The organism is Streptomyces spongiicola (assembly GCF_003122365.1).
Taxonomy (GTDB): domain Bacteria; phylum Actinomycetota; class Actinomycetes; order Streptomycetales; family Streptomycetaceae; genus Streptomyces; species Streptomyces spongiicola.
Genome location: NZ_CP029254.1, coordinates 2,033,680 through 2,054,498 on the forward strand (window position 1 = coordinate 2,033,680; position 20,819 = coordinate 2,054,498).

At 72.2% G+C, this 20,819-nt stretch carries 19 protein-coding genes; 7 read left to right on the plus strand and 12 right to left on the minus strand.

Annotated elements, in window-relative coordinates; genetic code table 11:
• Positions 1 to 505: 505 nt before the first annotated feature.
• Entirely contained in the window at positions 506 to 1,054 is a 549-nt protein-coding gene (locus DDQ41_RS08760; protein WP_109297624.1) for an acyl-CoA thioesterase, read from the minus strand.
• A gap of 119 nt (positions 1,055 to 1,173) precedes the next feature.
• On the opposite strand from DDQ41_RS08760, the gene DDQ41_RS08765 reads away from it, so the two are divergent.
• Positions 1,174 to 2,400, plus strand: a complete 1,227-nt coding sequence (locus DDQ41_RS08765; protein WP_262508398.1) for an LCP family protein — start codon at positions 1,174 to 1,176, stop codon at positions 2,398 to 2,400.
• Positions 2,401 to 2,640: 240 nt separating this feature from the next.
• On the opposite strand, the gene DDQ41_RS08770 is transcribed toward DDQ41_RS08765, so the two are convergent.
• Entirely contained in the window at positions 2,641 to 2,847 is a 207-nt protein-coding gene (locus DDQ41_RS08770) for a DUF397 domain-containing protein (RefSeq protein WP_109293980.1), read from the minus strand.
• A complete protein-coding gene (locus DDQ41_RS08775) occupies positions 2,844 to 3,716 on the minus strand; it encodes a helix-turn-helix domain-containing protein (RefSeq protein WP_109293981.1) in 873 nt (290 codons plus the stop codon). Before DDQ41_RS08775 ends, DDQ41_RS08770 begins: the two co-directional genes overlap by 4 nt.
• A 156-nt stretch (positions 3,717 to 3,872) precedes the next feature.
• Here DDQ41_RS08775 and DDQ41_RS08780 point away from each other — a divergent pair, with 156 nt between their 5' ends.
• Positions 3,873 to 4,325, plus strand: coding sequence for an ATP-binding protein (locus DDQ41_RS08780; protein WP_109293982.1), 453 nt, complete (start codon positions 3,873 to 3,875; stop codon positions 4,323 to 4,325).
• A gap of 71 nt (positions 4,326 to 4,396) precedes the next feature.
• On the opposite strand, the gene DDQ41_RS08785 is transcribed toward DDQ41_RS08780, so the two are convergent.
• Positions 4,397 to 5,320, minus strand: coding sequence for an aminoglycoside phosphotransferase family protein (locus DDQ41_RS08785; protein ID WP_109293983.1), 924 nt, complete (start codon positions 5,318 to 5,320; stop codon positions 4,397 to 4,399).
• Between the two features lie 611 nt (positions 5,321 to 5,931).
• Between DDQ41_RS08785 and DDQ41_RS08790 the strand changes: the two genes are divergently transcribed.
• Positions 5,932 to 6,945, plus strand: a complete 1,014-nt coding sequence (locus DDQ41_RS08790) for a YHYH protein (protein ID WP_174720272.1) — start codon at positions 5,932 to 5,934, stop codon at positions 6,943 to 6,945.
• 352 nt (positions 6,946 to 7,297) lie between these two features.
• On the opposite strand, the gene DDQ41_RS08795 is transcribed toward DDQ41_RS08790, so the two are convergent.
• Entirely contained in the window at positions 7,298 to 8,446 is a 1,149-nt protein-coding gene (locus DDQ41_RS08795) for an acyl-CoA dehydrogenase (protein ID WP_262508399.1), read from the minus strand.
• 193 nt (positions 8,447 to 8,639) lie between these two features.
• On the opposite strand from DDQ41_RS08795, the gene DDQ41_RS08800 reads away from it, so the two are divergent.
• Entirely contained in the window at positions 8,640 to 9,980 is a 1,341-nt protein-coding gene (locus DDQ41_RS08800; RefSeq protein ID WP_109293985.1) for a UDP-glucose dehydrogenase family protein, read from the plus strand.
• 152 nt (positions 9,981 to 10,132) lie between these two features.
• Here DDQ41_RS08800 and DDQ41_RS08805 read toward each other — a convergent pair whose 3' ends face one another.
• Positions 10,133 to 10,495 (minus strand): VOC family protein, encoded by a 363-nt coding sequence (locus DDQ41_RS08805; protein WP_109293986.1) that lies wholly within the window; start codon positions 10,493 to 10,495, stop codon positions 10,133 to 10,135.
• 105 nt (positions 10,496 to 10,600) lie between these two features.
• On the opposite strand from DDQ41_RS08805, the gene DDQ41_RS08810 reads away from it, so the two are divergent.
• Positions 10,601 to 11,113: a CGNR zinc finger domain-containing protein gene (locus tag DDQ41_RS08810; protein ID WP_109293987.1), complete on the plus strand. Its 513-nt coding sequence runs from the start codon at positions 10,601 to 10,603 to the stop codon at positions 11,111 to 11,113.
• Positions 11,114 to 11,345: 232 nt separating this feature from the next.
• On the opposite strand, the gene DDQ41_RS08815 is transcribed toward DDQ41_RS08810, so the two are convergent.
• Genes DDQ41_RS08815 through DDQ41_RS08825 form a run of 3 tightly spaced genes read right to left on the minus strand, consistent with a single transcriptional unit; the run spans position 11,346 to position 14,227 of the window.
• Entirely contained in the window at positions 11,346 to 12,548 is a 1,203-nt protein-coding gene (locus tag DDQ41_RS08815; RefSeq protein WP_172607851.1) for a dipeptidase, read from the minus strand.
• Between the two features lie 3 nt (positions 12,549 to 12,551).
• Complete coding sequence (gene purE / locus DDQ41_RS08820; RefSeq protein ID WP_109293988.1) at positions 12,552 to 13,091, minus strand: 5-(carboxyamino)imidazole ribonucleotide mutase; 540 nt, start codon at positions 13,089 to 13,091, stop codon at positions 12,552 to 12,554.
• Positions 13,088 to 14,227 (minus strand): 5-(carboxyamino)imidazole ribonucleotide synthase, encoded by a 1,140-nt coding sequence (locus DDQ41_RS08825; RefSeq protein WP_109293989.1) that lies wholly within the window; start codon positions 14,225 to 14,227, stop codon positions 13,088 to 13,090. Before DDQ41_RS08825 ends, purE begins: the two co-directional genes overlap by 4 nt.
• A 179-nt stretch (positions 14,228 to 14,406) precedes the next feature.
• On the opposite strand from DDQ41_RS08825, the gene DDQ41_RS08830 reads away from it, so the two are divergent.
• Entirely contained in the window at positions 14,407 to 14,916 is a 510-nt protein-coding gene (locus DDQ41_RS08830) for a GtrA family protein (protein WP_109293990.1), read from the plus strand.
• 149 nt (positions 14,917 to 15,065) lie between these two features.
• Here DDQ41_RS08830 and DDQ41_RS08835 read toward each other — a convergent pair whose 3' ends face one another.
• Both DDQ41_RS08835 and DDQ41_RS08840 read right to left on the minus strand, forming a co-directional pair.
• A complete protein-coding gene (locus DDQ41_RS08835; protein ID WP_109297627.1) occupies positions 15,066 to 16,334 on the minus strand; it encodes an ATP-binding protein in 1,269 nt (422 codons plus the stop codon).
• A gap of 500 nt (positions 16,335 to 16,834) precedes the next feature.
• On the minus strand, positions 16,835 to 17,512 hold the full coding sequence (locus tag DDQ41_RS08840) for a response regulator transcription factor (RefSeq protein WP_109293991.1): 678 nt from the start codon (positions 17,510 to 17,512) through the stop codon (positions 16,835 to 16,837).
• Between the two features lie 457 nt (positions 17,513 to 17,969).
• On the opposite strand from DDQ41_RS08840, the gene DDQ41_RS08845 reads away from it, so the two are divergent.
• Complete coding sequence (locus DDQ41_RS08845; RefSeq protein ID WP_109293992.1) at positions 17,970 to 19,472, plus strand: peptide MFS transporter; 1,503 nt, start codon at positions 17,970 to 17,972, stop codon at positions 19,470 to 19,472.
• Positions 19,473 to 19,589: 117 nt separating this feature from the next.
• Here the strand turns inward: DDQ41_RS08845 and DDQ41_RS08850 are convergent, their stop codons facing one another.
• A complete protein-coding gene (locus DDQ41_RS08850; protein ID WP_109293993.1) occupies positions 19,590 to 20,654 on the minus strand; it encodes a hypothetical protein in 1,065 nt (354 codons plus the stop codon).
• Positions 20,655 to 20,819 lie beyond the last annotated feature (165 nt).

Sequence of the window (20,819 nt, forward strand, 5' to 3'; positions counted from 1 at the left end):
GGGCGTGAGGCGATGAAGCTGCAGGTCATGGCCCACTTTGCATCTCTAGGCGAACCGACTTCTGTCGAACGCAGGGGAGCGGTGGCCCGGCGACTGGCGGTCGGCGGCCGGTAGCGGGCAGTGGCAGGGCATCGCCTGGCGGCGGACAGCGGCGGCGGACGGTGGCGGCGGCCGGTGCGGCGGGGCGGACGGCAGTGGCTTCGGCCTGGCGGCGGACAGCGGCGGACAGCGGCGGACAGCGGCGGCGGGGCGGACAGCGGCGGCGGGGCGGACGGTGTGGGGACCCGGGTGCGCCGGGGGGCCGCGGGACACCGCCGCGGATCGACACGAACCGGCAGACGCCCCGGGGCCGGTTGCCGCGAGACGCCCGTGGGCCCGGAACCCGGGCCCCGGCGCATACGACCGGCGCGGACCCACCGGGGCCCGTCGGTCCTCGTGGCCCCGGCAACGGCCCGGGACGGGCGGGCAATTCCTGCGGGCAGGACGAAGCCCCCGAGGTGACGCCTCAGTCCTCGTACCCCTCGGCCGCGCGGCGCTCGCGCAGGTCCTTGATGGCGCGGCGGCGGGCCAGCCGGTGGGTGCGGCGGATCTGCGCCTCCTGGTAGCGCCGCCTGTCGCGCTCCGTCTCGGGGACCACCGGAGGGACGGGACGGGGCTTGCCGTCCGCGTCGACGGCGGCGAACACCAGATACGCGGAGCCGACCTGGGTCGCGGGGGCCGACTCGTTCCAACGCTCGGCGAGTACCCGGACGCCGACCTCCATCGAGGATCGGCCGGTCCAGTTGACCTGGGCCTTCACATGCACGAGGTCGCCCACCCTGACCGGCTCCAGGAAGACCATCTCGTCCATGGAGGCCGTGACCGCCGGTCCGCCGGAGTGCCGGCCGGCGACGGCGCCCGCCGCGTCGTCCACCAATTTCATGATCACACCGCCGTGCACCGTCCCGAGGAGGTTGGTGTCACTGTGCGTCATGATGTGGCTGAGGGTCGTACGCGAAGCCGATGTCGGCTTACCCGGAATGTCGCTCTCCGAGCGCTGGGCCTGGTCTGTCATGCCCTCCACCCTATGCGGGTCCCCGAGGACCGCGGCATTGCATCAGATTCGCTACAGCCCCGGTGTGATGTGTCACCCGCTCTGTCGGGCCTTCGGCCGCGGCCTGCACACTGTTCCGCATGAATGACTGGCCCGATGGATACGGACACGGCAGCCGGGGCGCGGAACCCGAGGGGCCGCGTGTGATGCGCCATGTGCGGCGACGCCCGATCCCGCAGCAGCCGCAGGGGTACGACGACGGGTACGGCGTCCCGTACGACGGCGGTGACAACGCCTACAGCACGGGCCAGGTCTACGGTTCACCGTCCGGCCCGGGAGGCGGCGGGTACGGCGGCCCCGGCGAGCCGCCCGCCTACGGCCGCCCGGCGCCCGACTGGCGCAGGCGGCTCAAGGTCGGCTCGATCACGGTGCTCGTGCTGGCCCTCGGGGTCTCCATAGGCACCTACTTCTGGGCCGACTCCAAGATGCGCCGCGAGGTCGACCTCGCCAAGGTCATAGACCGGCCCGAGGAGGGCGACTGCACGACATATCTGATCGTGGGCTCCGACAGCCGCGAGGGCTTGTCCGCGGAGGACAGGAAGCGCCTGCGCACCGGATCCGCCGAGGGCAAGCGCACCGACTCCATGATGATCCTCGCCGCCTGCGGCAGCGGGAACACCATGATCTCGCTCCCCCGCGACTCGGACGTGGAGATACCGTCCTTCGTGGGCTCGGAGTCCGGCAAGACGTTCCCGGCCCAGGGCCGCCGGGTGAAGCTGAACGCGGCCTACGCGGAGGACGGTCCCGAGCTGCTGGTCCGCACCGTGGAACACAACACCGGCCTGCGGATCGACCACTACGCGGAGATCGGCTTCGCCGGCTTCGCGAACATCGTGGACTCACTCGGCGGCGTCGAGTTGGACATCCCCAAGGCCTTCAAGGACGAGAAGTCCGGCGCCGACTTCCAGGCGGGCACCCAGACCCTGAACGGCGAGCAGGCCCTCGCCTTCGTCCGGACCCGGTACGCCTTCGCCGGCAGCGACCTGGACCGCACCAAGAACCAGCAGAAGTTCCTCGCCGCGCTGGCCAACCAGGCCGCGACGCCCGGCACGATCCTCAACCCGTTCAGGCTCTACCCGACCCTGGGCTCGGGTCTGGACACGCTGATCGTCGACCAGGACATGTCCCTGTTCGACCTGGCGGAGATGTTCTTCGCGATGAAGAGCGTCAACGGGGGCGACGGCACCTCGATGAACATGCCGATCTCCGGCAGCCGCGGCGGGAACCTGGTCTGGGACAAGGAGAAGGTGAGTCAGCTGATGGAGCAGATCAAGAACGACGAGAAGGTCACCGTCACCGCGGGCTGACAACGCCACGGCGCGATGCGGCGGCCCCGAGGCGCGGGCCGCCGGCCTCGGGCGAGGCGCCGGACCGGAGACGGGACCCGACCGCGGGCGAGGCGCCGGTTCCGCGGTCCGGCTCCGTCCCGTACCCGGACCGGGTGGTCGTGGTACCGGCATCGGGCCTTCCCGGCACCGGGGGATGGCGCCGGGGTGGGGCGGGTGGCCCAGGGGTGGTCCCCGGCCCGAGCGTCCCGTGCTCGGCGGTCAACTCCCCGCCGCGTAGGCCACGAAGTCCCCCCATGCCGCGGACGTGAAGCCGAGCAGCGGACCGGACTCGTGCTTGGAATCACGGACCTGCACCGCACCGGCCCCCGCCGCGACCTCCACGCACTCGGGGCCGTCGGCCGTGCTGTAACTGCTCTTGACCCACTCCACCCCGGAACCGACCCCGGACGAAGGCTTCACACTCATAGTTCTCCCCACAACTTCTCGACAAAGGACCGCGACAACCGAGGAGTCAGCGCCTGCGACCTGATCAGGCCATACCGCATCTCCAGGATCTGGACCTCCCTGGGCTCACTGATCAGACGGCTGGTGAGCTGCACCTCGTTGTGCGCAACAGCCGTGCCATCGCTCAGTTTGAGCACCTGATGTGAGCCGTCCAGGCCCGCGTGCTCCTCGGTCTCCGTCGGCATGACCTGGACCTCGACATGCCGCAACGCGCTGACTTCCAGCAGGTGTTCGAGCTGACGACGCAGTACCATTCTGCCCCCGACCGGCCGTCTGAGCGCCGTCTCTTCCTGGACAAAGGTGAGAAGGGGCGAGGGCTGCCGGTCGAACACCGACTGCCTGGCCATCCGCGCGGCCACCAGGCGCTCGACCCGGTCCTCCGAGAAGGCAGGCCGCCGCCCCTGGTACAGCGCACGGGCGTACTCCTCGGTCTGCAGCAGTCCGTGCACCACAGCGGCGGCATACGCACCCATCTCGACCGCGTCCGCCTCCAGCTTCGCCAGGTCCCGGACCTTCTTCGGATATCTCGCCTCCGCCACGTCCTTCTTCATCGCAGCCAGCTTCCCGCCCGCGCCGAGGACCTCGTCCGCCCGGTCCAGGAACTCCGGCTTCGGGATGCGCTTGCCGGTCTCCACCTTGTAGACCTGGTTCTCGCCGTAGCCGATGGCCGAGCCAAGCTCCGCCGCCCGCATCCCCGCCGCCTCGCGCCAAAGCCGCACCTGCCTGCCGACCATCGCGATCACCGCGCCCGAGTCGTCGTCCGACTCCATGCCGGGGTCCGGCTCCTCCGCCCCGTCCGCCGCACCGGCCTCGCCGAGCCCACCCGCCATACGACACCGCCTCCATCCGTGTCCCCGCCACCCGCACCACACCAGGCAGCCGGCGCCCCGTACACCATGGACAGGGCTGCCCAAGGCCCGGACAGTCACTGTCCGTACACGCGGCGCTCTGTTCAGAGTACGAGCGAACCGGCCACTCTGAGTGATGTGAACGTGGAAATCACCCGAACCGAACCTTCCGCTTCTGCCCGGCAGTACACCGTCCACCTCTCCCCCACCCGCAGGGGAGCCCGGCTCGCCCGGCTGCTCACCACGGCCCAACTGGCCTGCTGGGGCATCCCGTCAGAGGCGGCGGCGCGGGTCGTCGCCGAACTGGCCGTCAACGCCGCGCTCCACGGGCGCGTGGCGGGCAGGGACTTCCAGCTCCGTATCGCCGTCGAGGACGCGGGCAGGCGTCTGCGGATCGAGGTCACCGACACCAGGGGGGACCGGCTGCCTCCCGCCCCCGGCACCCTCTCCCCTCCGCCCGACGACGCCGAGTCGGGGCGCGGCCTGCTGATCGTCGAAGCGCTCGCCGCGCGGTGGGGCGTGACCCAGGGCCCCGTACCGCGCAAGACCGTGTGGGCCGAACTCGACCTCGACCTCGGCCTCGTGCCGTGACCGGGCACAGCACCGTGAACCGGTCCACCCCGTGACCGGGCCCAGCGCCGTCGCGCTCGGTGGTGCGGTGTTCAGTGGCGGGGCAGCGCCTCGGCCACGGCCGTCTGGGAGAGGGCGATCGCGGTCCGGCCGTCCTCGATGTCCCACAGGGTGTTCTGCAGCAGCCGGGCCAGGGTCCAGACGGCCGCCCGCCGGCGGTCCAGCCCGAGCACCTCGGTCAGCAGGTCGAAACGGCGCCGCACCACCCGTGGAGCTTCCCCGGTGGCATGGAACCTCTCCCAGCCGGTGTCCAGCGCCGGCCACAGGTCGAAGCCCGGGTCACCGACGAGGGGTTCGGGGTCGATGGCCAGCCACGGCTCGCGCTCGGCGGCGAGCACGTTTCCGTAGTGCAGGTCCCAGTGCAGCATCCGGTCGCCGGGCTCGCCGACCAGCTCGGCGACCGCCGACGCCCAGCGTTGCAGCCGCTGCCGGTCCTCGGGGTCCGGCAGGGCGGCCGCGGCCGCCGGTACGGACGCCAGCATGTCGCGTGCGACGTCACCGAGGCCGCGCAGACCCTCCGGTGCCGGGACGGAGTGCAGCCGGGCCATCAGCCCGGCCAGGGTGGTCAGGGCCACGTCGTCGTCCCCGAGGGACGCCAGAGTGCGTGAGCCGTCCAGGCGCTCCAGCAACGAGGCGCCGCTCGGCGGGTCGTGGTCGAGCAACCGCACGATGCCGTCGCCGTTCCATGCGCGCAGTCCGATCAGCGCGGCGGTCGTCTCCTCGCGGGGCATCTGGAGCTTGAGCGCGGCGCGGGTGCCGTCGGTGCGGCGCACCGGCACCACCAGTGAGGCCTCGCCGGAGGCGATACTTCCGTCGCGCTCCAGCTGCCACCGGTCGAGCAGGTCCGCCACCAGGACGGGCAGCCGCGCGATCCAGGACCGTTCCCCCTCGCCACCGTTCCTCGTGTACGACGCGACCAGGGCGGCGGGGACTTCGATGCCCTGCGGCGGGCTCATGCGGTGTCCTCCCGGGGAGTGGGCTTCCCGCCGCGGCCAGGGCAGGGCCGGGGCCATGGGGCGGCTGCTTCGGCATCATGCCCTCGGCGGGGGACACGGTCATGTCCGGCCCGCGGACCGGCAGCTCTCGTCGCAGGCCCGCGAAGAACACGACGACGGGAGCCCGACGACGCGGACGAGCCCCGCGCCCGTCCGGTCGGCCGTGTCCGGTCGGCCGTGTCCGGTCGGCCGTGTCCGGTCGGCCGTGTCGTGTCATGTCGGGCCGTGTCGGGCTGTGTCGTGTCGGGCCGTGTCGTGTCGTGCGGGGTCGCGTCCGGTCGGGTCGGCGCCGAGAGGCCGTCACCGGCGTCCGGCCCGGTCCGCACCGGCACACGGATCGTACCGGCGAAGCACGCACCACCCGCATCCGATCGCAGCGTGCAACGGTGTGTGACCGCGGCTGTCGCAGCGGGCCGTTTCGACCACCTGCGCTCGGCGACTCTCCGTGAGGGCGCGCGTTCCCGGGGCCCGTCGTTTGCGCTCCCCTCGCCGAAGAGCACCGCCCGGCTGATTCAAGCCGGCTCACAGCTAGCTGCCAGATCATCCACAGGCGGGGTCCGCACACTCGCCCCATGACACCAGAAGAGACCGATCCGCCCCGCGCCTCACGTCCCTCACGTCCCTCACGTCCCTCACGCCGGATCGTCCTGCTCGGCGGCCTCGCCGCCGCCCTCGGCGTGTCCGCCTGCGGAAGGACCATGGTGACGGGCGTCGCCGACGCCACCCCGACGACCGGGGCGACCGCTCCCGCCGCCTCCTCCAGTGTCCTCTCGACCGAGGTCACGGGCAGCTACTCGATCCGCGACAGCACCACCGGGACGGAGATGGACGTCACCGTCAGCGGCAGCACGCGCTCGATCCGCGCCAACGGGCTGCCGAACCACACGACGGGCGACTTCCCCAACCCCGGGAACCCGAACACGATATCGGCACAGTCGTACGCGTTCGATCTACCGCTGTACGGGACGAAGGCGCAGGAACTCACGCGCTTCGCGCTGCCCCAGCCCTTCGGCATCGCGATCAACGGGGTGCTCTTCGATCCCCTCGCCGCGGAGTGGTACCAGCGCGACCCGCGGTCCGGTTGGACGGTCGAGGCCATCGGGCCCTCGGGGACCCTCGGCCTGGACGACAACAACGCCCATGTCCAGCCGACCGGCGCCTACCACTACCACGGGATGCCCACGGGGCTCACGGGTGTCCTGAAGTCCACCGCCCACTCGCCCCTGCTCGGCTGGGCCGGCGACGGATTCCCCGTCTACGCCAGGTACGGCTACACCGACCCCGGGGACCCGGATTCCGGCATCTCCGACCTGACCTCGTCCTACCGTCTGCGGTCCGGGACCAGGAGCGGCGGGCCCGGCGGGGCCTATGACGGTACGTACACCGAGGACTTCGAGTTCGTCGAGGGACACGGCCTGCTCGACCAGGCCAACGGGCGCTTCGCGGTCACGCCCGAGTATCCGGACGGGACGTACCACTACGTCCTGACCGCCGTGTTCCCCTTCGTCCCCCGCTACTTCGCGGGCACCGTCGCGGACAGTTTCGTCAAGGCGGGGGGCGGCCAGGGGCCGCGCCCGGGCGCCTGACGGCAGGAGCCTGGGGCCGAAGCAAGCCGTGGCCACGGCGCACGGCCTTCCCCCGCCGCTCGCAGGCGCCTGGCGCCATGCGAGTGCCGGCGCCCCACCGAACGCGGCCAAGGTTCCGTCCGAACCGGCCTACCCAGTCGGGTGGTCGAAGCATCGAGGAGGAGGGACGGACCCCGTCCCTCCTCCTCGATGGTGCAGGTCAGCAGCCGTTCCGGCCCGGTACGCCCAGGACCCTCCCACGACTCCCCCGGCACGACGCCCGGCAACGGCTCTGAACGGGGGCGCAGCGGGCCGGAAGCCGAGGGGGCCCTCCCGGCCTCCCGAAACAGTCCAATGGCCTGCAAAAACCCTGCTAGGGAAGGTTCCTCGCCATCACGATCCGCTGGACCTGGTTGGTGCCCTCGTAGATCTGGGTGATCTTCGCGTCGCGCATCATGCGCTCCACCGGGTAGTCGCGGGTGTAGCCGTAGCCGCCGAGGAGCTGGACGGCGTCGGTGGTCACCTCCATGGCCACGTCCGAGGCGAAGCACTTGGCGGCGGCGCCCTGGAAGGTGAGATCGGCGTCGCCCCGCTCGGACTTGGCCGCAGCCGCGTACGTGAGCTGGCGGGCGGCCTCGATCTTCATCGCCATGTCGGCGAGCATGAACTGGACGCCCTGGAAGTCGGCGATCGGCCTGCCGAACTGCCGGCGTTCGCGCACATAGCCCTTGGCGTAGTCGAGGGCGCCCTGCGCGATACCGAGGGCCTGCGCCGCGATGGTGATGCGGGTGTGGTCCAGGGTCTTCATGGCGGTCGCGAAGCCCGTGCCCTCGGCGCCGATCATGCGGTCGGCGGGGATGCGGACGTTGTCCAGGTAGACCTCGCGGGTCGGGGAGCCCTTGATCCCGAGCTTCTTCTCGGGGGCGCCGAAGGACACTCCCTCGTCCGACTTCTCCACGACGAAGGCGGAGATGCCCTTGGAGCGCTTCTCGGGGTCGGTGACGGCCATCACCGTGTAGAACTCGGACTCGCCGGCGTTGGTGATCCAGCGCTTCACACCGTTGAGGACCCAGAAGTCGCCGTCGCGCACCGCGCGGGTCTTCATGCCGGCCGCGTCGGAGCCCGCGTCCGGCTCGGAGAGGCAGTAGGAGAACATCGCGTCGCCCTTGGCGAGCGGTCCCAGGTACTTCTTCTTCAGCGCCTCGGAACCGGAGAGGATCACCGGCAGCGAGCCCAGCTTGTTGACCGCGGGGATCAGCGAGGACGAGGCGCAGACCCGGGCGACCTCCTCGATGACGAGCACGGTCGCGAGCGCGTCCGCGCCGGCGCCGCCGTACTCCTCCGGGACGTGCACGGCGTGCAGGTCCGCGGCCACCAGCGCGTCCAGGGCCTCCTGCGGGAAGCGGGCCTCTTCGTCTACCGCGGCCGCGAACGGCGCGATCTTCGCCTCGGAGAGCGAGCGGACCGTCTCCCTGAGCATGTCGTGCTCTTCGGACGGGCGGTACAGGTCGAAGTCAGGCACTGTGCTTGTCTCCCTTGGGCGCCAAGGTCTTTCACTCCCCTGAGCAACTGCTAACTACCGTTAAGTAATACAAACTCTAGTGGTCAGGGCCGGCCAGGCATACGTGAGCTTGCCGACAGCGGAAAAATGCCCTGGCACGCTCCCGGTTATGCTCGGGCCCGCAGTCCCTCCGCCCACCCCCAGGAGCAACCCCATGGCCCTCAAGATCACCGTGATCGGCACCGGGTACCTCGGAGCCACGCACGCAGCGGCCATGGCGGAGCTGGGGTTCGAGGTCCTGGGCCTCGACGTCGTCCCGGAGAAGGTCGCGACGCTGGCCGCGGGCCGGGTACCGATGTACGAGCCGGGCCTGGAGGAACTGCTCGAGCGCCATGTGGCCGGCCTGGAGGGATCCAGCGGGCGGCTGCGCTTCACCACGTCGTGGGACGAGCTGGAGGACTTCGGCGGAGACGTCCACTTCGTCTGCGTGAACACCCCGCAGAAGCACGGCGAGTACGCCTGCGACATGTCGTACGTGGACGCCGCGTTCGCCTCGCTGGCGCCGCGGGTGAAGGGCGGCGCGCTGGTCGTCGGCAAGTCCACCGTGCCGGTCGGCTCCGCGGACCGGCTCGCCCGCCTGCTCGCCGAGCACGCGCCCGAAGGAGTGGACCTGGCCTGGAACCCCGAGTTCCTGCGCGAGGGCTTCGCCGTGCGGGACACCCTGCACCCGGACCGCATCGTGGCGGGGGTGGACGGCGACCGGGCCGAGAAGCTGCTGCGCGAGGTGTACGCCACGCCGATCGCCGAGGGCTCTCCGTTCGTGGTGACGGACTTCCCCACGGCGGAGCTGGTGAAGACCTCCGCGAACTCCTTCCTCGCCACGAAGATCTCGTTCATCAACGCCATGGCGGAGGTGTGCGAGGCGGCCGGCGGCGACGTGGTGAGGCTGGCCGAGGCGATCGGCCACGACGACCGGATCGGCAAGAAGTTCCTGCGGGCCGGGATCGGCTTCGGAGGGGGCTGCCTGCCGAAGGACATCCGGGCGTTCATGGCGCGCGCCGGTGAACTCGGCGCGGACCAGGCGCTGACGTTCCTGCGCGAGGTCGACTCGATCAACATGCGCCGCCGCGGACACATGGTGGAACTCGCCCGGGAGGCCGTGGGCGGCGGGTCCTTCCTGGGCACCCGGGTCGCGGTCCTGGGCGCGACGTTCAAGCCGGACTCGGACGACGTCCGCGACTCGCCGGCGCTGAACGTCGCCGGCCAGATCCACCTCCAGGGCGGCCAGGTCACCGTCTACGACCCCAAGGGCATGGACAACGCCCGCCTGCTCTTCCCGACGCTCGGCTACGCGGACAGCGCGCTGGAGGCGGTGCGCGGCGCGGACGTGGTGCTGCACCTGACGGAGTGGCGCGAGTTCCGTGAGCTGGACCCCGCGGCGCTGGGCCGGGTGGCGTCCCGCCGGATCATGCTCGACGGGCGGAACGCGCTGGACGGGGCGGAGTGGCGCGAGGCCGGCTGGACGTACCGGGCGATGGGCCGGCCCCGCGCCTGAACAGCCGCCGCCACGGCCGCGGCGTCTGAGCCGGCCTCCCGGCCGCCGCGTCTCAGCCGGCCCTCCGGCCGCGGAGACTCGGCCGGCGTCTCAGCCGGCGTCTCAGCCGGCGTCTCAGCCGGCGTCTCAGCCGTGGAGACTCGGCCTGCGTCTCAGCCTGCGCAGAGGCAGAACGGGTGACCCGCCGGGTCCGCGTAGACGCGGAAGCCGCGGGATCGGTCCTCGGCGTCCAGCGGCTTCGCGCCGAGCGCCAGCACCCGGGCCTCCGCGTCGTCCATGTCCTCGACGGTCAGGTCGAGGTGGAACTGCTGCGAGGACTTCGGCGACGGCCATTCGGGAGCCGTGTGCCCCGGGGCGGCCTGGAAGGCGAGCGGGGTGCCCCGGTATCCGGTGAGGGTGACCCAGTCGTCGCCGTCCGGTTCCACCCCCGCGCCCAGGATCTCGGCGTAGAAGGCGGCGAGTGCTCTCGGGTCGGCGCAGTCCAGGACGACGGTCCCCAGTGCGGCGATGGCCATGGTGCTTCCTCTCGGACGGACGGATGATTGCCGACGTTACCGGCAATCCCTCTCTACCGGTAACGCGTGACCACATGGTCCCGCAGCGGGGGTAACGTCGCAACCATGAATGACAGAGCCCCGGCACCCGGCGGGCTCGCGCTGATCGAGTCGCTGGTCAACACACTGAGTGTCGACACGGGCGCGGACGCCCTGGACACCGAGGACGGACGCGCGGCGTTCGGGCTCGGAGAGGCGGACGTTCCGGCCGCGAGGAAACTGCGCGAGGCGCTGCGGGCCGCGTGCCTGGCGCACGCCGGTCACACCGCGCCCGGACACCATCCCTCGGACCTGAACCGGATCCTGGCCGGAGCGCCGCTGCGCGTCCGGGTTGACGGCGCCGGCGCCGCGACCCTGCACCCCGCGACCGAAGCGGACGGCCTGACCTCCCGTGTCGCGGCGGCCATCGCGGAGGCGGCCGCCGAGGGGACCTGGCTGCGCCTGAAGGCGTGCGAGGCGGAGGACTGCCTCTGGGCCTACTACGACCGCAGCCCCGGGGGCCGCAGCCGCTGGTGCTCCATGGCGGTCTGCGGCAGCCGCGCGAAGATGCGGGCCTACCGGGCGCGCCGGGTCGGGTAGGCGGGTCCGGGGCGGGAGCACGGCCCCGGATCACCCCTGACCATCACAGATCCTTACAGATCATCACGGACGATCGCGGATCAGCACAGGGGATCGCGGATCAGCACAGGGGATCGCGGAGGACCACACAGCGCCCCCCTGGGCACCGCACGCAATCGGGGAGCACCACGGGCCGCCACGGGCCGCCACAGGCCGCCACAGGCCGCCGCACGCCGTCGCACGCCGTCGCGGATCACGGTGCGGGCGTGCCCGCCGTCGACTCGAGCGTCGCGTTGGAGGGGGCGCGGCGGGACCGGAGGTCCCGGGCTGCGGATTCCGCGTCGCGGAGGACGCGGACGGCGTTCCGCCAGGTGAGCTTGGACAGGTCCGGGCGGGACCAGCCGCGGCGGAGGAGTTCCGCGATCAGGTTGGGGTACCCCGCGACGTCCTCCAGACCCGCCGGGGTGAACGCGGTGCCGTCGAAGTCGCCGCCGATACCGATGTGATCGACACCGGCCGCCTCGCGCATATGGTCGAGGTGGTCGGCGACGGTGGCCGCCGACGCCATCGGGCGCGGATGCGCGGCCTCGTACGCCCGCTGGACCTTCATGCCCGCCTCGGTGGTGTCGAGGGGGTGCAGGCCGTGTTCCCGCATGTTCTCGTCCGCCGCGCTGGTCCAGGCGACCGCCGCCGGGAGGACGAACTTCGGGACGAACGTCGCCATCGCCACGCCGCCGTTCGCCGGAAGCCGTTCCAGCACGTCGTCGGGGATGTTCCGCGGGTGGTCGCAGATCGCCCGGGCTGAGGAGTGGGAGAAGATCACCGGAGCGGCGGTGGTGTCCAGGGCGTCGCGCATCGTCGTCGGGGCGACGTGCGAGAGGTCGACGAGCATGCCCGTGCGGTTCATCTCCCGCACCACCTCGTGGCCGAACGCCGACAGCCCGCCGAACCGGGGCTCGTCGGTCGCCGAGTCCGCCCAGTCGTTGTTGTCGTTGTGTGTCAGCGTCATGTAGCGGACGCCCAGCGTGTGCAGCGCCCGCAGCGTGGCGAGCGAGTTGTTGATGGAGTGGCCGCCCTCCGCACCCATCAGGGAGGCGATCCGGCCCTCCTCGCGCGCCGCCTCCATGTCGTCGGCGGTCAGGGCGCGCGCCAGGTCCGCCGGATAGCGGGCGAGCAGCCGGTCCACCACGTCGATCTGCTCCAGCGTGGCGCTGACCGCCTCGTCACCGGCCATGTCGCTGCGCACGTACACCGACCAGAACTGCGCTCCGACCCCGCCGGACCTCAGCCGCGGGATGTCGGTGTGCAGACTGCCCGTCTGGTCGGTCGCGATGTCGCGGCGGTCCAGGTCGTAGCGGACCTGTTCGCGCAGGGCCCACGGAAGATCGTTGTGGCCGTCGACGACGGGAAAGGATGTGAGCAGAGAACGGGCTTCGGCGAGAAAATCCACGGTCAAAGCCTACTTGCCGAAGCCGAACGCCGCGGACCCCTCCACCTTCGTGCGCAGGCGCCTCCCCTTCTCCGTCGCCTGGTCGTTCAGCTCCTGCTGGAAGTCCCGCATCCGGGCCAGCAGGTCGGCGTCCTGGGTGGCGAGGATCCGGGCCGCGAGCAGTCCGGCGTTCCGTGCCCCGGCCACCGACACGGTCGCGACCGGCACCCCGGCGGGCATCTGCACGATCGACAGCAGCGAGTCCATGCCGTCGAGGTGCTTCAGCGGCACGGGCACGCCGATCACGGGCAGGGGGGTGACGGAGGCGAGCATGCCGGGCAGGTGGGCGGCTCCGCCCGCGCCCGCGATGATCGCCTTCAGTCCGCGGCCGGCCGCCTGCTCGCCGTAAGCGATCATCTCGCGCGGCATGCGGTGCGCGGAGACGACGTCCACCTCGTAGGGGATCTCGAACTCGTCCAGGGCCTGGGCGGCGTTCTCCATGACGGGCCAGTCGGAGTCCGAGCCCATCACGATGCCGACCAGGGGTGCCGAGTCGGGAGCGGTGGTCATTCGGTGATCGTTCCTCTGAGGTAGTCGGCCGCGTGGCGGGCGCGCGCGAGCACGTCGTCCAGGTCGTCGCCGTAGGTGTTGACGTGCCCGACCTTGCGGCCCGGCTTCACGTCCTTGCCGTACATGTGGATCTTCAGCTGCGGGTCCCGGGCCATGCAGTGCAGATAGCCCTGGTACATGTCCGGGTAGTCGCCGCCGAGGACGTTGGCCATGACCGTCCAGGCCGCCCGGGGCCGGGGGTCGCCGAGCGGCAGGTCGAGCACGGCCCGCACGTGGTTGGCGAACTGGGACGTGACGGCTCCGTCCTGGGTCCAGTGCCCGGAGTTGTGGGGGCGCATCGCGAGTTCGTTGACGAGGATGCGGCCGTCCGCGGTCTCGAAGAGCTCGACCGCCAGATGGCCGACCACCCCGAGCTCCTGCGCGATGCGCAGGGCGAGTTGCTGGGCCTGCCCGGCCAGTTCCCCGTCGAGGTCCGGGGCGGGGGCGATCACGGTGTCGCAGACGCCGCCGACCTGCCGGGACTCCACCACGGGGTAGGCGACCGCCTGGCCGTGCGGGGACCGGACGACGTTGGCGGCCAGCTCGCGGCGGAAGGCGACCTTCTCCTCGGCGAGGACGGGCACGCCGGCGCGGAACGGCGGCGCGGCGTCCTCCTCGCTCCGGACGAACCACACGCCCTTGCCGTCGTAGCCGCCGCGCACGGTCTTCAGGATCACCGGGAAGCCCCCCACCTCCGCGGCGAAGGCCGCCGCGTCCGCCGGGTCGGCGACGATGCGGTGGCGCGGGCCGGGAGCGCCGATGGCGTCGAGCCGTGCCCGCATCACCCCCTTGTCCTGGGCGTGCACCAGGGCGTCCGGGCCCGGGCGGACGGGGACGCCCTCCGACTCCAGGGCCCGCAGGTGCCCGGTGGGCACGTGCTCGTGGTCGAAGGTGATCACGTCGCAGCCGCGGGCGAAGTCACGGAGGGTGTCCAGGTCCCGGTAGTCGCCGACGACGACCTCGCCGGCGACCAGGGCCGCCGAGTCCTGGGGGGTGTCACTGAGGAGCTTGAACCTGATGCCGAGGGGGATGCCTGCCTCGTGTGTCATACGGGCGAGCTGTCCGCCGCCGACCATGCCGACTACGGGGAACGTCACCCTCCCAGGGTATCCGGAGCTCCGTACGGTCCCGTCCACCCCACCACCTCGTATGATCCCACAAGGGCCGGGGGCCGCGGGGTGGGACTCCCGACCGGCCGTCCACCGGGCACACGGGCGGGGGTGCTGGTTAGAGTGGTCTGGTTGACGTAGTCGACCGGACGGGACCAGCGGACACCATGAGCGAACGGGGCGCACTGCGTGTGCGACTGAACCGGCTCGCGCGCGAGGTCGCCAAGTTCGGCGCCGTCGGCGCCATGGGCCTCCTCGTCAACATGGCCGCCTTCAACCTGCTGCGGGGGACCACCGAGATCCCGGTGGTACGCGCCAGCCTGCTCGCCACGGTCATCGCGATCCTGTTCAACTACGTGGGTTTTCGCCACTTCACCTACCGGGATCGGGACAAGAGCGGCCGCACCAGGGAACTCAGCCTGTTCCTGCTGTTCAGCGCGGTCGGCCTGGTGATCGAGAACGGTGTGCTGTACGTCGCGACCTACGGCTTCGGCTGGGACGGCCCGCTGCAGAGCAATGTGTTCAAGGTCCTCGGTATCGCCGTGGCGACACTGTTCCGCTTCTGGTCGTACCGCACCTGGGTGTTCCGGGCCCTGCCCGCCCGCGAGGCCGTGCAGACCGCCGAATCGTTCCTGGAGCAGCGGCGTACGGAGCAGCCCGACCGCGTCGGCAGCTGACCCGGACCGCCCGCCGTCGACGACGCACCGCGTTCCCGGACCCGCTCGCCCGTTCCGACGGCGGCCCGCTCGCCGCCGGGGCACCTCACGCACCTCGCGCACCTCGCGCACCTCGCGCACCGAAGCGTCAGCGCACGGTGCACGGTGCGCTAGCGCACCGTGCGTTCCGGCTGCTGCTCGCGCGGGCGCGCCTCCCGGCTCAGGAAGAGGGCGAACACCGCGGGCTGCTGCTGGAGCAGCTCCAGCCGCCCGCCGTCCGCCTCCGCGAGGTCCCGGGCCACGGCGAGGCCGATTCCCGTCGAGTTCCGCCCGCTGATCGCGCGCTCGAAGATCCGTGCCCCCAGGTCGCCCGGTACGCCGGGGCCCTCGTCGGTCACCTCGACCACGGCCTGGTTGCCGGTGACCCGGGTGCGCAGGGCCACGGTGCCGCCCCCGTGCATCAGCGAGTTCTCGATCAGGGAGGCCAGGACCTGGGCGACGGCACCCGGTGTCCCGACGGCCCTCATCCCCTGCTTGCCGGAGCAGACGATGGCGCGCCCCGCGCTGCGGTACGCCGGGCGCCACTCCTCGATCTGCTGCTTGACGACCTCGTCGAGGTCGAAGGCGACGGCGGACCCGGTCCGCGCGTCCTTGGCGTTGGTGAGCAGCCGCTCCACCACGTCGGTGAGGCGTTCCACCTGGGTGAGGGCGACGTGCGCCTCCTCCTTGACGGTTTCCGGGTCGTCGGTGGCGGAGATCTCCTCCAGCCGCATGGAGAGGGCGGTCAGGGGCGTACGGAGCTGATGGGACGCGTCAGCGGCGAGCCGGCGCTCGGCTGTGAGCATCCGGGCGATCCGCTCGGCGCTGGCGTCCAGGACGTCGGCGACGCGGTCGAGTTCGGGGACCCCGTAGCGCTTGTGGCGGGGTCGCGGGTCGCCGGAGCCCAGCCGCTCCGCGGTCTCGGCGAGGTCGGTCAGGGGCGAGGCGAGCCGATTGGCCTGCCGTACCGCGAGCAGCACGGCGGCGATCACGGCGAGCAGCGCCACCGCCGCGATGATCATGAGGGATCGGCCGACCTCCCGGGTCACGGCGGCCCGGGACTCCTCGACGGTGACCCGCTCGCCCAGTTCACCGGTGGCGGAGCCGCGGATCACACCACCGGAAGGCCGCTGTCCCACCTCGACCGGCGGGCTGCCGGGAATCTCGATCCTGGCGAAGCGGTGCGGACCGATCTGCTCGGCCAGCACCCCGTCGTCGACCGGCTCCCGTTCCAGCACCTTGGCCTCGACGACACTGACCAGCCGGAGCGCCTCGGAGTCCAGGCGCTCCTGTGCGCTGTTGCCGATGGTCCGCGTCTCGACGATGACGAGCGACACGCCGAAGACGGCGATCACCACGAGCACCACGGCCAGGGTGGAGTTGATGAGTCGGCGGCGCACGGTGCCCTCCGGGCGGGTCTTGCGGTCCTGCGGGCGGCCCGAGCCCGGGTGCCCCGCGGTCCTTGCCGTCTGCGGGCCACCCGGGCTCGGGCCGCCCACCTGCTGTTCCTCGTACTCGGGCCGACCGGGCTCGGGCCGGCCCGGCGTTGAGCCGTCCGGTCCCGGCAGCCCGGGACCGAGCCGTCCGACACGAGCCGTCCGCCACGAGCCGCACGGCCGGGACACCGCACGGCCGCCGGGACACCGCACGGCTGCCGGGGCGCCGCACGGTCAGCGGCGGCCCGGTCACGCGCCGCCCTGGGTCTGGACGGCCCGCGCGGGGCCGCACGCGCCGGCGACGCCGCGTGCGAAGGCGGCAGCGCCCGGAACCGGCCGCGGCACCGCCCCGCCCCGGAACCGGCCGGGCTCCGCGCCCGAGGCGGTGCACCGCGTCCCCGGGAGCCCGGCCCGGGGCAGCCCCGTCCGAGGCGCGGCGGGCCGGCCGCTCGGCGCCGCGGCGCTCAGTTCTTCTCGAAGCGGAAGCCGACACCTCGGACCGTCGCGATATACCGCGGGTTCGCCGCGTCGTCCCCCAGCTTCTTGCGCAACCAGGAGATGTGCATGTCGAGGGTCTTCGTGGAGGACCACCATGTGGTGTCCCAGACCTCCCGCATGAGCTGGTCGCGGGTGACCACCCGGCCGGCGTCCCGCACGAGCACGCGCAGCAGGTCGAACTCCTTCGCCGTGAGCTGGAGCTCCTCGTCGCCCATCCAGGCCCGATGGGACTCGACGTCGATCCGCACCCCGTGCGTCGCGGGGGCGGCGGCGGGTTCCGCGGCGCCGCGCCGGAGCAGGGCGCGGACCCGGGCGAGCAGCTCGGCGAGCCGGAAGGGCTTGGTCACGTAGTCGTCGGCGCCGGCGTCCAGGCCGACCACCGTGTCCACCTCGTCGGCGCGGGCCGTCAGCACCAGGATCGGCACGCCGTGGCCGTCGGCGCGCAGCCGCCTCGCCACTTCGAGCCCGTCCATTCCCGGCAACCCGAGATCCAGCACGACCAGGTCGACACCGCCCCGGAGGCCGGCGTCGAGCGCGCTCGGGCCGTCCTCGCGGACCTCGACCTCGTACCCCTCCCGGCGCAGGGCGCGCGCCAGCGGCTCGGAGATGGATGCGTCGTCCTCGGCGAGCAGTACACGGGTCATGGGGTGATGGTAGTCCGCCTCGGCGGGGCTCAGGGGGTCCCCGGCAGGCCACTCGGCGGCGCCGACGCGATCCCGGTCGGTCCGGTCGCGGGCGGGCAGGCGTTCTACGCATATCTGTGACCCGCCTCTCAAATGGTCTATACATATCGCCGTCATGCTTTAAGGTGTCAAGGCACCTACAGCACGAATCACGACCTTTGGCTGTTTCTGTCACCGAAGGTCTCTTTTTGTGCGCGGAGTGGTGAACCCTCCTCCGCGACCCTGAACGACCTGGGCCGGGCCCCGTCCGCGACGACCGCGGACGGGGCCCGATCCCGGTGAGGACGGTCCCTCGCCCCCGCCGGGGGGCGGCCTCCCCGGCGTGGGGGCGGGGCCGCTTCCCCCGCCGGTACCGGCCACCCCCACCGGGCGCGGAGACCGCTCACGACGCGGTGCGTCCCGAGCAGCAAGGATCGACATGGCGTCCAGCCTGACGAAGGACTCGTCCACCACCCCCGGCGAGAAGACCTTCTTCGGCCACCCCCGCGGTATGGCCACGCTCTTCATGACCGAGATGTGGGAGCGCTTCTCCTGGTACGGAATGCGCGGCATCCTCGTCCTCTACCTGGTCGCGGGGGTGCTGGACGGGCCGCTCCAGGGCAGGGAGGCGCTCGCCGCCTCGATCTACGGCGTCTACAACGCCGTCGTCTACATGGCCGCCATGCCCGGCGGCTGGATCGCCGACCGGCTGTGGGGCGCGCGCAAGGCCGTGCTCGTCGGCGGCATCGTCATCGCCCTGGGGCACTACACCCTGGCCGTTCCCTCGGACACCGCCTTCTTCGCCGGTCTGGCGCTGATCGCCGCCGGTACGGGTCTGCTGAAGCCGAACATCTCGGCCATGGTCGGCGGACTCTACGAGGGCCAGTCCAGCGCCCGCCGCGACGCGGGCTTCACGCTCTTCTACATGGCGATCAACATCGGCGCCATGGCCGCCCCGCTGGTCGTCGGCTACCTCGGCGAGAACGTCAACTGGCACCTCGGCTTCTCCGTCGCCGGTATCGGCATGACGCTGGCGGTCGTCCAGTACGTCCTCGGCAGCCGCCACCTCGGCGACATCGGCAAGGAGCCCGGCACCCCGGCGACGCCGGCGGAGAGGCGGACCGCGCTGCGCAGGGTCCTGCTGTGGGGCGGTCTGGCCGTCGCCGCGCTCGCCGTGGACGTGATGCTCGGCACGTACGACATCGAGCACATCGTCAACGCCCTGGCGGTCCTGGGCATCGTCGTGCCGGTCGTCTACTTCGCCGCGATCTACCGCAACCCGGCGCTGACCGCGGCCGACAGACCCAAGATCCAGGCGTTCGCCTGGTTCTTCGCCACGGCCGTGCTGTTCTGGCTGATCTACGACCAGTCGGGCTCGCTGCTGACGCTGTTCGCGGACAACAAGACCGACCGGGTGATCGGTGGCTGGGAGTTCCCGGCGTCCTGGTACCAGTCGGTGAACCCGGCCATGGTCATCGTCCTGGCCCCGCTGTTCGCCACCCTCTGGGTGAAGCTCGCCCAGCGCAACCGCGAGCCCGGCACCCCCATGAAGTTCGCCCTCGCGATGCTGCTCATCGGCGGCTCGTTCGCCATCATGGGCCTGGCGGGCGCCGCGGCCGCGAACAGCGAGACCGGCAAGGTCACCGTCTTCTGGCTGCTGAGCGTCTACTTCGTCCAGACCGTCGGCGAGATGTGCCTGTCGCCGGTGGGCCTGTCGCTGTCCACGAAACTGGCGCCCCGGCAGTTCGTCGGCCAGATCATGGGCCTGTGGTTCCTGGCCACCGCTACCGGCAACGCCCTCAACGGCTGGGTGACCCAGCTCAACGAACCGCTCGGCGACGCCGCGTACTACTCGATGTGGGCGGCCGTCGCGGTCGCCGCGGGCCTGGCGTTCATGATGGCGGGCAAGAGGATCCGCGCCCTCATGGGCGACGTCCGCTGACGCCGCGCAGTTCCGCCGGGCCGCCCGGGCACCGGAGCACTTCCCGGGCGGGCCGGCCGGGCGCGCGGTGTGCGCGACGGGCCGGCCCGTCCTCGCCCGGGTGCGCGCTCACGTCCGCTACTTCGCCGGGGGCCGGCCCTCCGGCGGTACGGAGTCCGGGGTCGGGTCCTGGGCGGAGTCCGGGGTCGGGTCCTGGGCGGAACCCTGGGTCGGGTCCTGGGCGGAACCCTGGGTCGGGGCCGCGGCGGAGCCGGGGCCGGCGTCCGGCGTCGTAGGGGCGGCCGGGGCCGCGCGCGGGGCGTCCGGGTCCCCGGCCCGGTGCCGTCCGGGGTGCCGCGGCCGCACCCGGTCCACGACGGCCATCCCCACCCGGAACAGCGCCGTCGGCACCACGACGGCCAGCAGGACCCAGAAGAGCGTCACGCCCCAGGGCCTGCCCACGCCCCAGGGCTGCTCGACGAGCAGTTGGGAGCCGTACCGCACGGACACCCGGTAGTCGCCGTGCGCCCCCGCCGGCAGCCGGACGGGCAGTGTGATCCGCGCCTTGCGGCCGGGCTGAACGGTGCCGCTCCACCGCCGCTCCTCCCAGCTGGGGGCGAACACACCGTGGGCGGTGCCGACCCGGAAGACGGGGTCCTCGACCGGGGCGGTGCCGAGATTGCCGACGGTGAAGACGAGTTCACGGCCCGGTGAAGCACCGAACCAGACGAGCAGCCCGCTCGACCCGGTCAGTTCGGCGGTCGTGAGCGCGGCGAGCCTGCCGCCCCCGGTCTGCCGCGGCAGCGGGGCGGTGGGGTGGCCGGCGACCGTGAACGGCTGGTCCACGACGACCCGCTCGCCGGTGACCGTGGCGACGTGCACCACGCACGGACACGGCTCCGGCGGCTCGGCGACCGGCATGCTCCTGCTGAAGGCGCCCCCGGCGTCGGTGGTGACGGCCCGGCCCTCGGCGTTGGCGCAGGAGTTGGTACCGCCGATGACTCCTCTGCCGGGCTCGGACTGCCCGCAGATCAGCAGCATCAGCAGGGTCCCGGGCCGCCATCCGGAGCCGCTGACGGTGAGGTCACCGCCCTTGCCCGCCCGGGACGCGGAGAGACGGACGACGGGTTGCGGGTCCGCGGCGGTGTATGCGGTGTCTGCGGTGTAGGGGACCGGAGCGGCACCGTATGAGGCGGGCCCCACCGCGACGGCCGCGGACCGGGCCGGACCCGAGGCGAAGGCCGGACCCGAGGCGAAGGCCGGACCCGAGGCGAAGGCTGCGAAGGAGACCGGACCTGTGACGAGAGGGGTCGGACGGGCCGCAGGCGGAGCCGGGCCCGAGGCCGCGACCGCGACCGCGACAGGAAC

Bases quoted from the DNA above. Each gene is read 5' to 3' on its own strand.
- DDQ41_RS08800 (WP_109293985.1), top strand. From the start codon at position 8,640: ATGGCCCTCAAGATCACCGTGATCGGCACCGGGTACCTCGGAGCCACG.
- DDQ41_RS08810 (WP_109293987.1), top strand. From the start codon at position 10,601: ATGAATGACAGAGCCCCGGCACCCGGCGGGCTCGCGCTGATCGAGTCG.
- purE (WP_109293988.1), bottom strand. From the start codon at position 13,091: ATGACCACCGCTCCCGACTCGGCACCCCTGGTCGGCATCGTGATGGGC.
- DDQ41_RS08790 (WP_174720272.1), top strand. From the start codon at position 5,932: ATGACACCAGAAGAGACCGATCCGCCCCGCGCCTCACGTCCCTCACGT.
- DDQ41_RS08770 (WP_109293980.1), bottom strand. From the start codon at position 2,847: ATGAGTGTGAAGCCTTCGTCCGGGGTCGGTTCCGGGGTGGAGTGGGTC.
- DDQ41_RS08765 (WP_262508398.1), top strand. From the start codon at position 1,174: ATGAATGACTGGCCCGATGGATACGGACACGGCAGCCGGGGCGCGGAA.
- DDQ41_RS08805 (WP_109293986.1), bottom strand. From the start codon at position 10,495: ATGGCCATCGCCGCACTGGGGACCGTCGTCCTGGACTGCGCCGACCCG.
- DDQ41_RS08785 (WP_109293983.1), bottom strand. From the start codon at position 5,320: ATGAGCCCGCCGCAGGGCATCGAAGTCCCCGCCGCCCTGGTCGCGTCG.
- DDQ41_RS08840 (WP_109293991.1), bottom strand. From the start codon at position 17,512: ATGACCCGTGTACTGCTCGCCGAGGACGACGCATCCATCTCCGAGCCG.
- DDQ41_RS08845 (WP_109293992.1), top strand. From the start codon at position 17,970: ATGGCGTCCAGCCTGACGAAGGACTCGTCCACCACCCCCGGCGAGAAG.
- DDQ41_RS08830 (WP_109293990.1), top strand. From the start codon at position 14,407: ATGAGCGAACGGGGCGCACTGCGTGTGCGACTGAACCGGCTCGCGCGC.
- DDQ41_RS08760 (WP_109297624.1), bottom strand. From the start codon at position 1,054: ATGACAGACCAGGCCCAGCGCTCGGAGAGCGACATTCCGGGTAAGCCG.
- DDQ41_RS08775 (WP_109293981.1), bottom strand. From the start codon at position 3,716: ATGGCGGGTGGGCTCGGCGAGGCCGGTGCGGCGGACGGGGCGGAGGAG.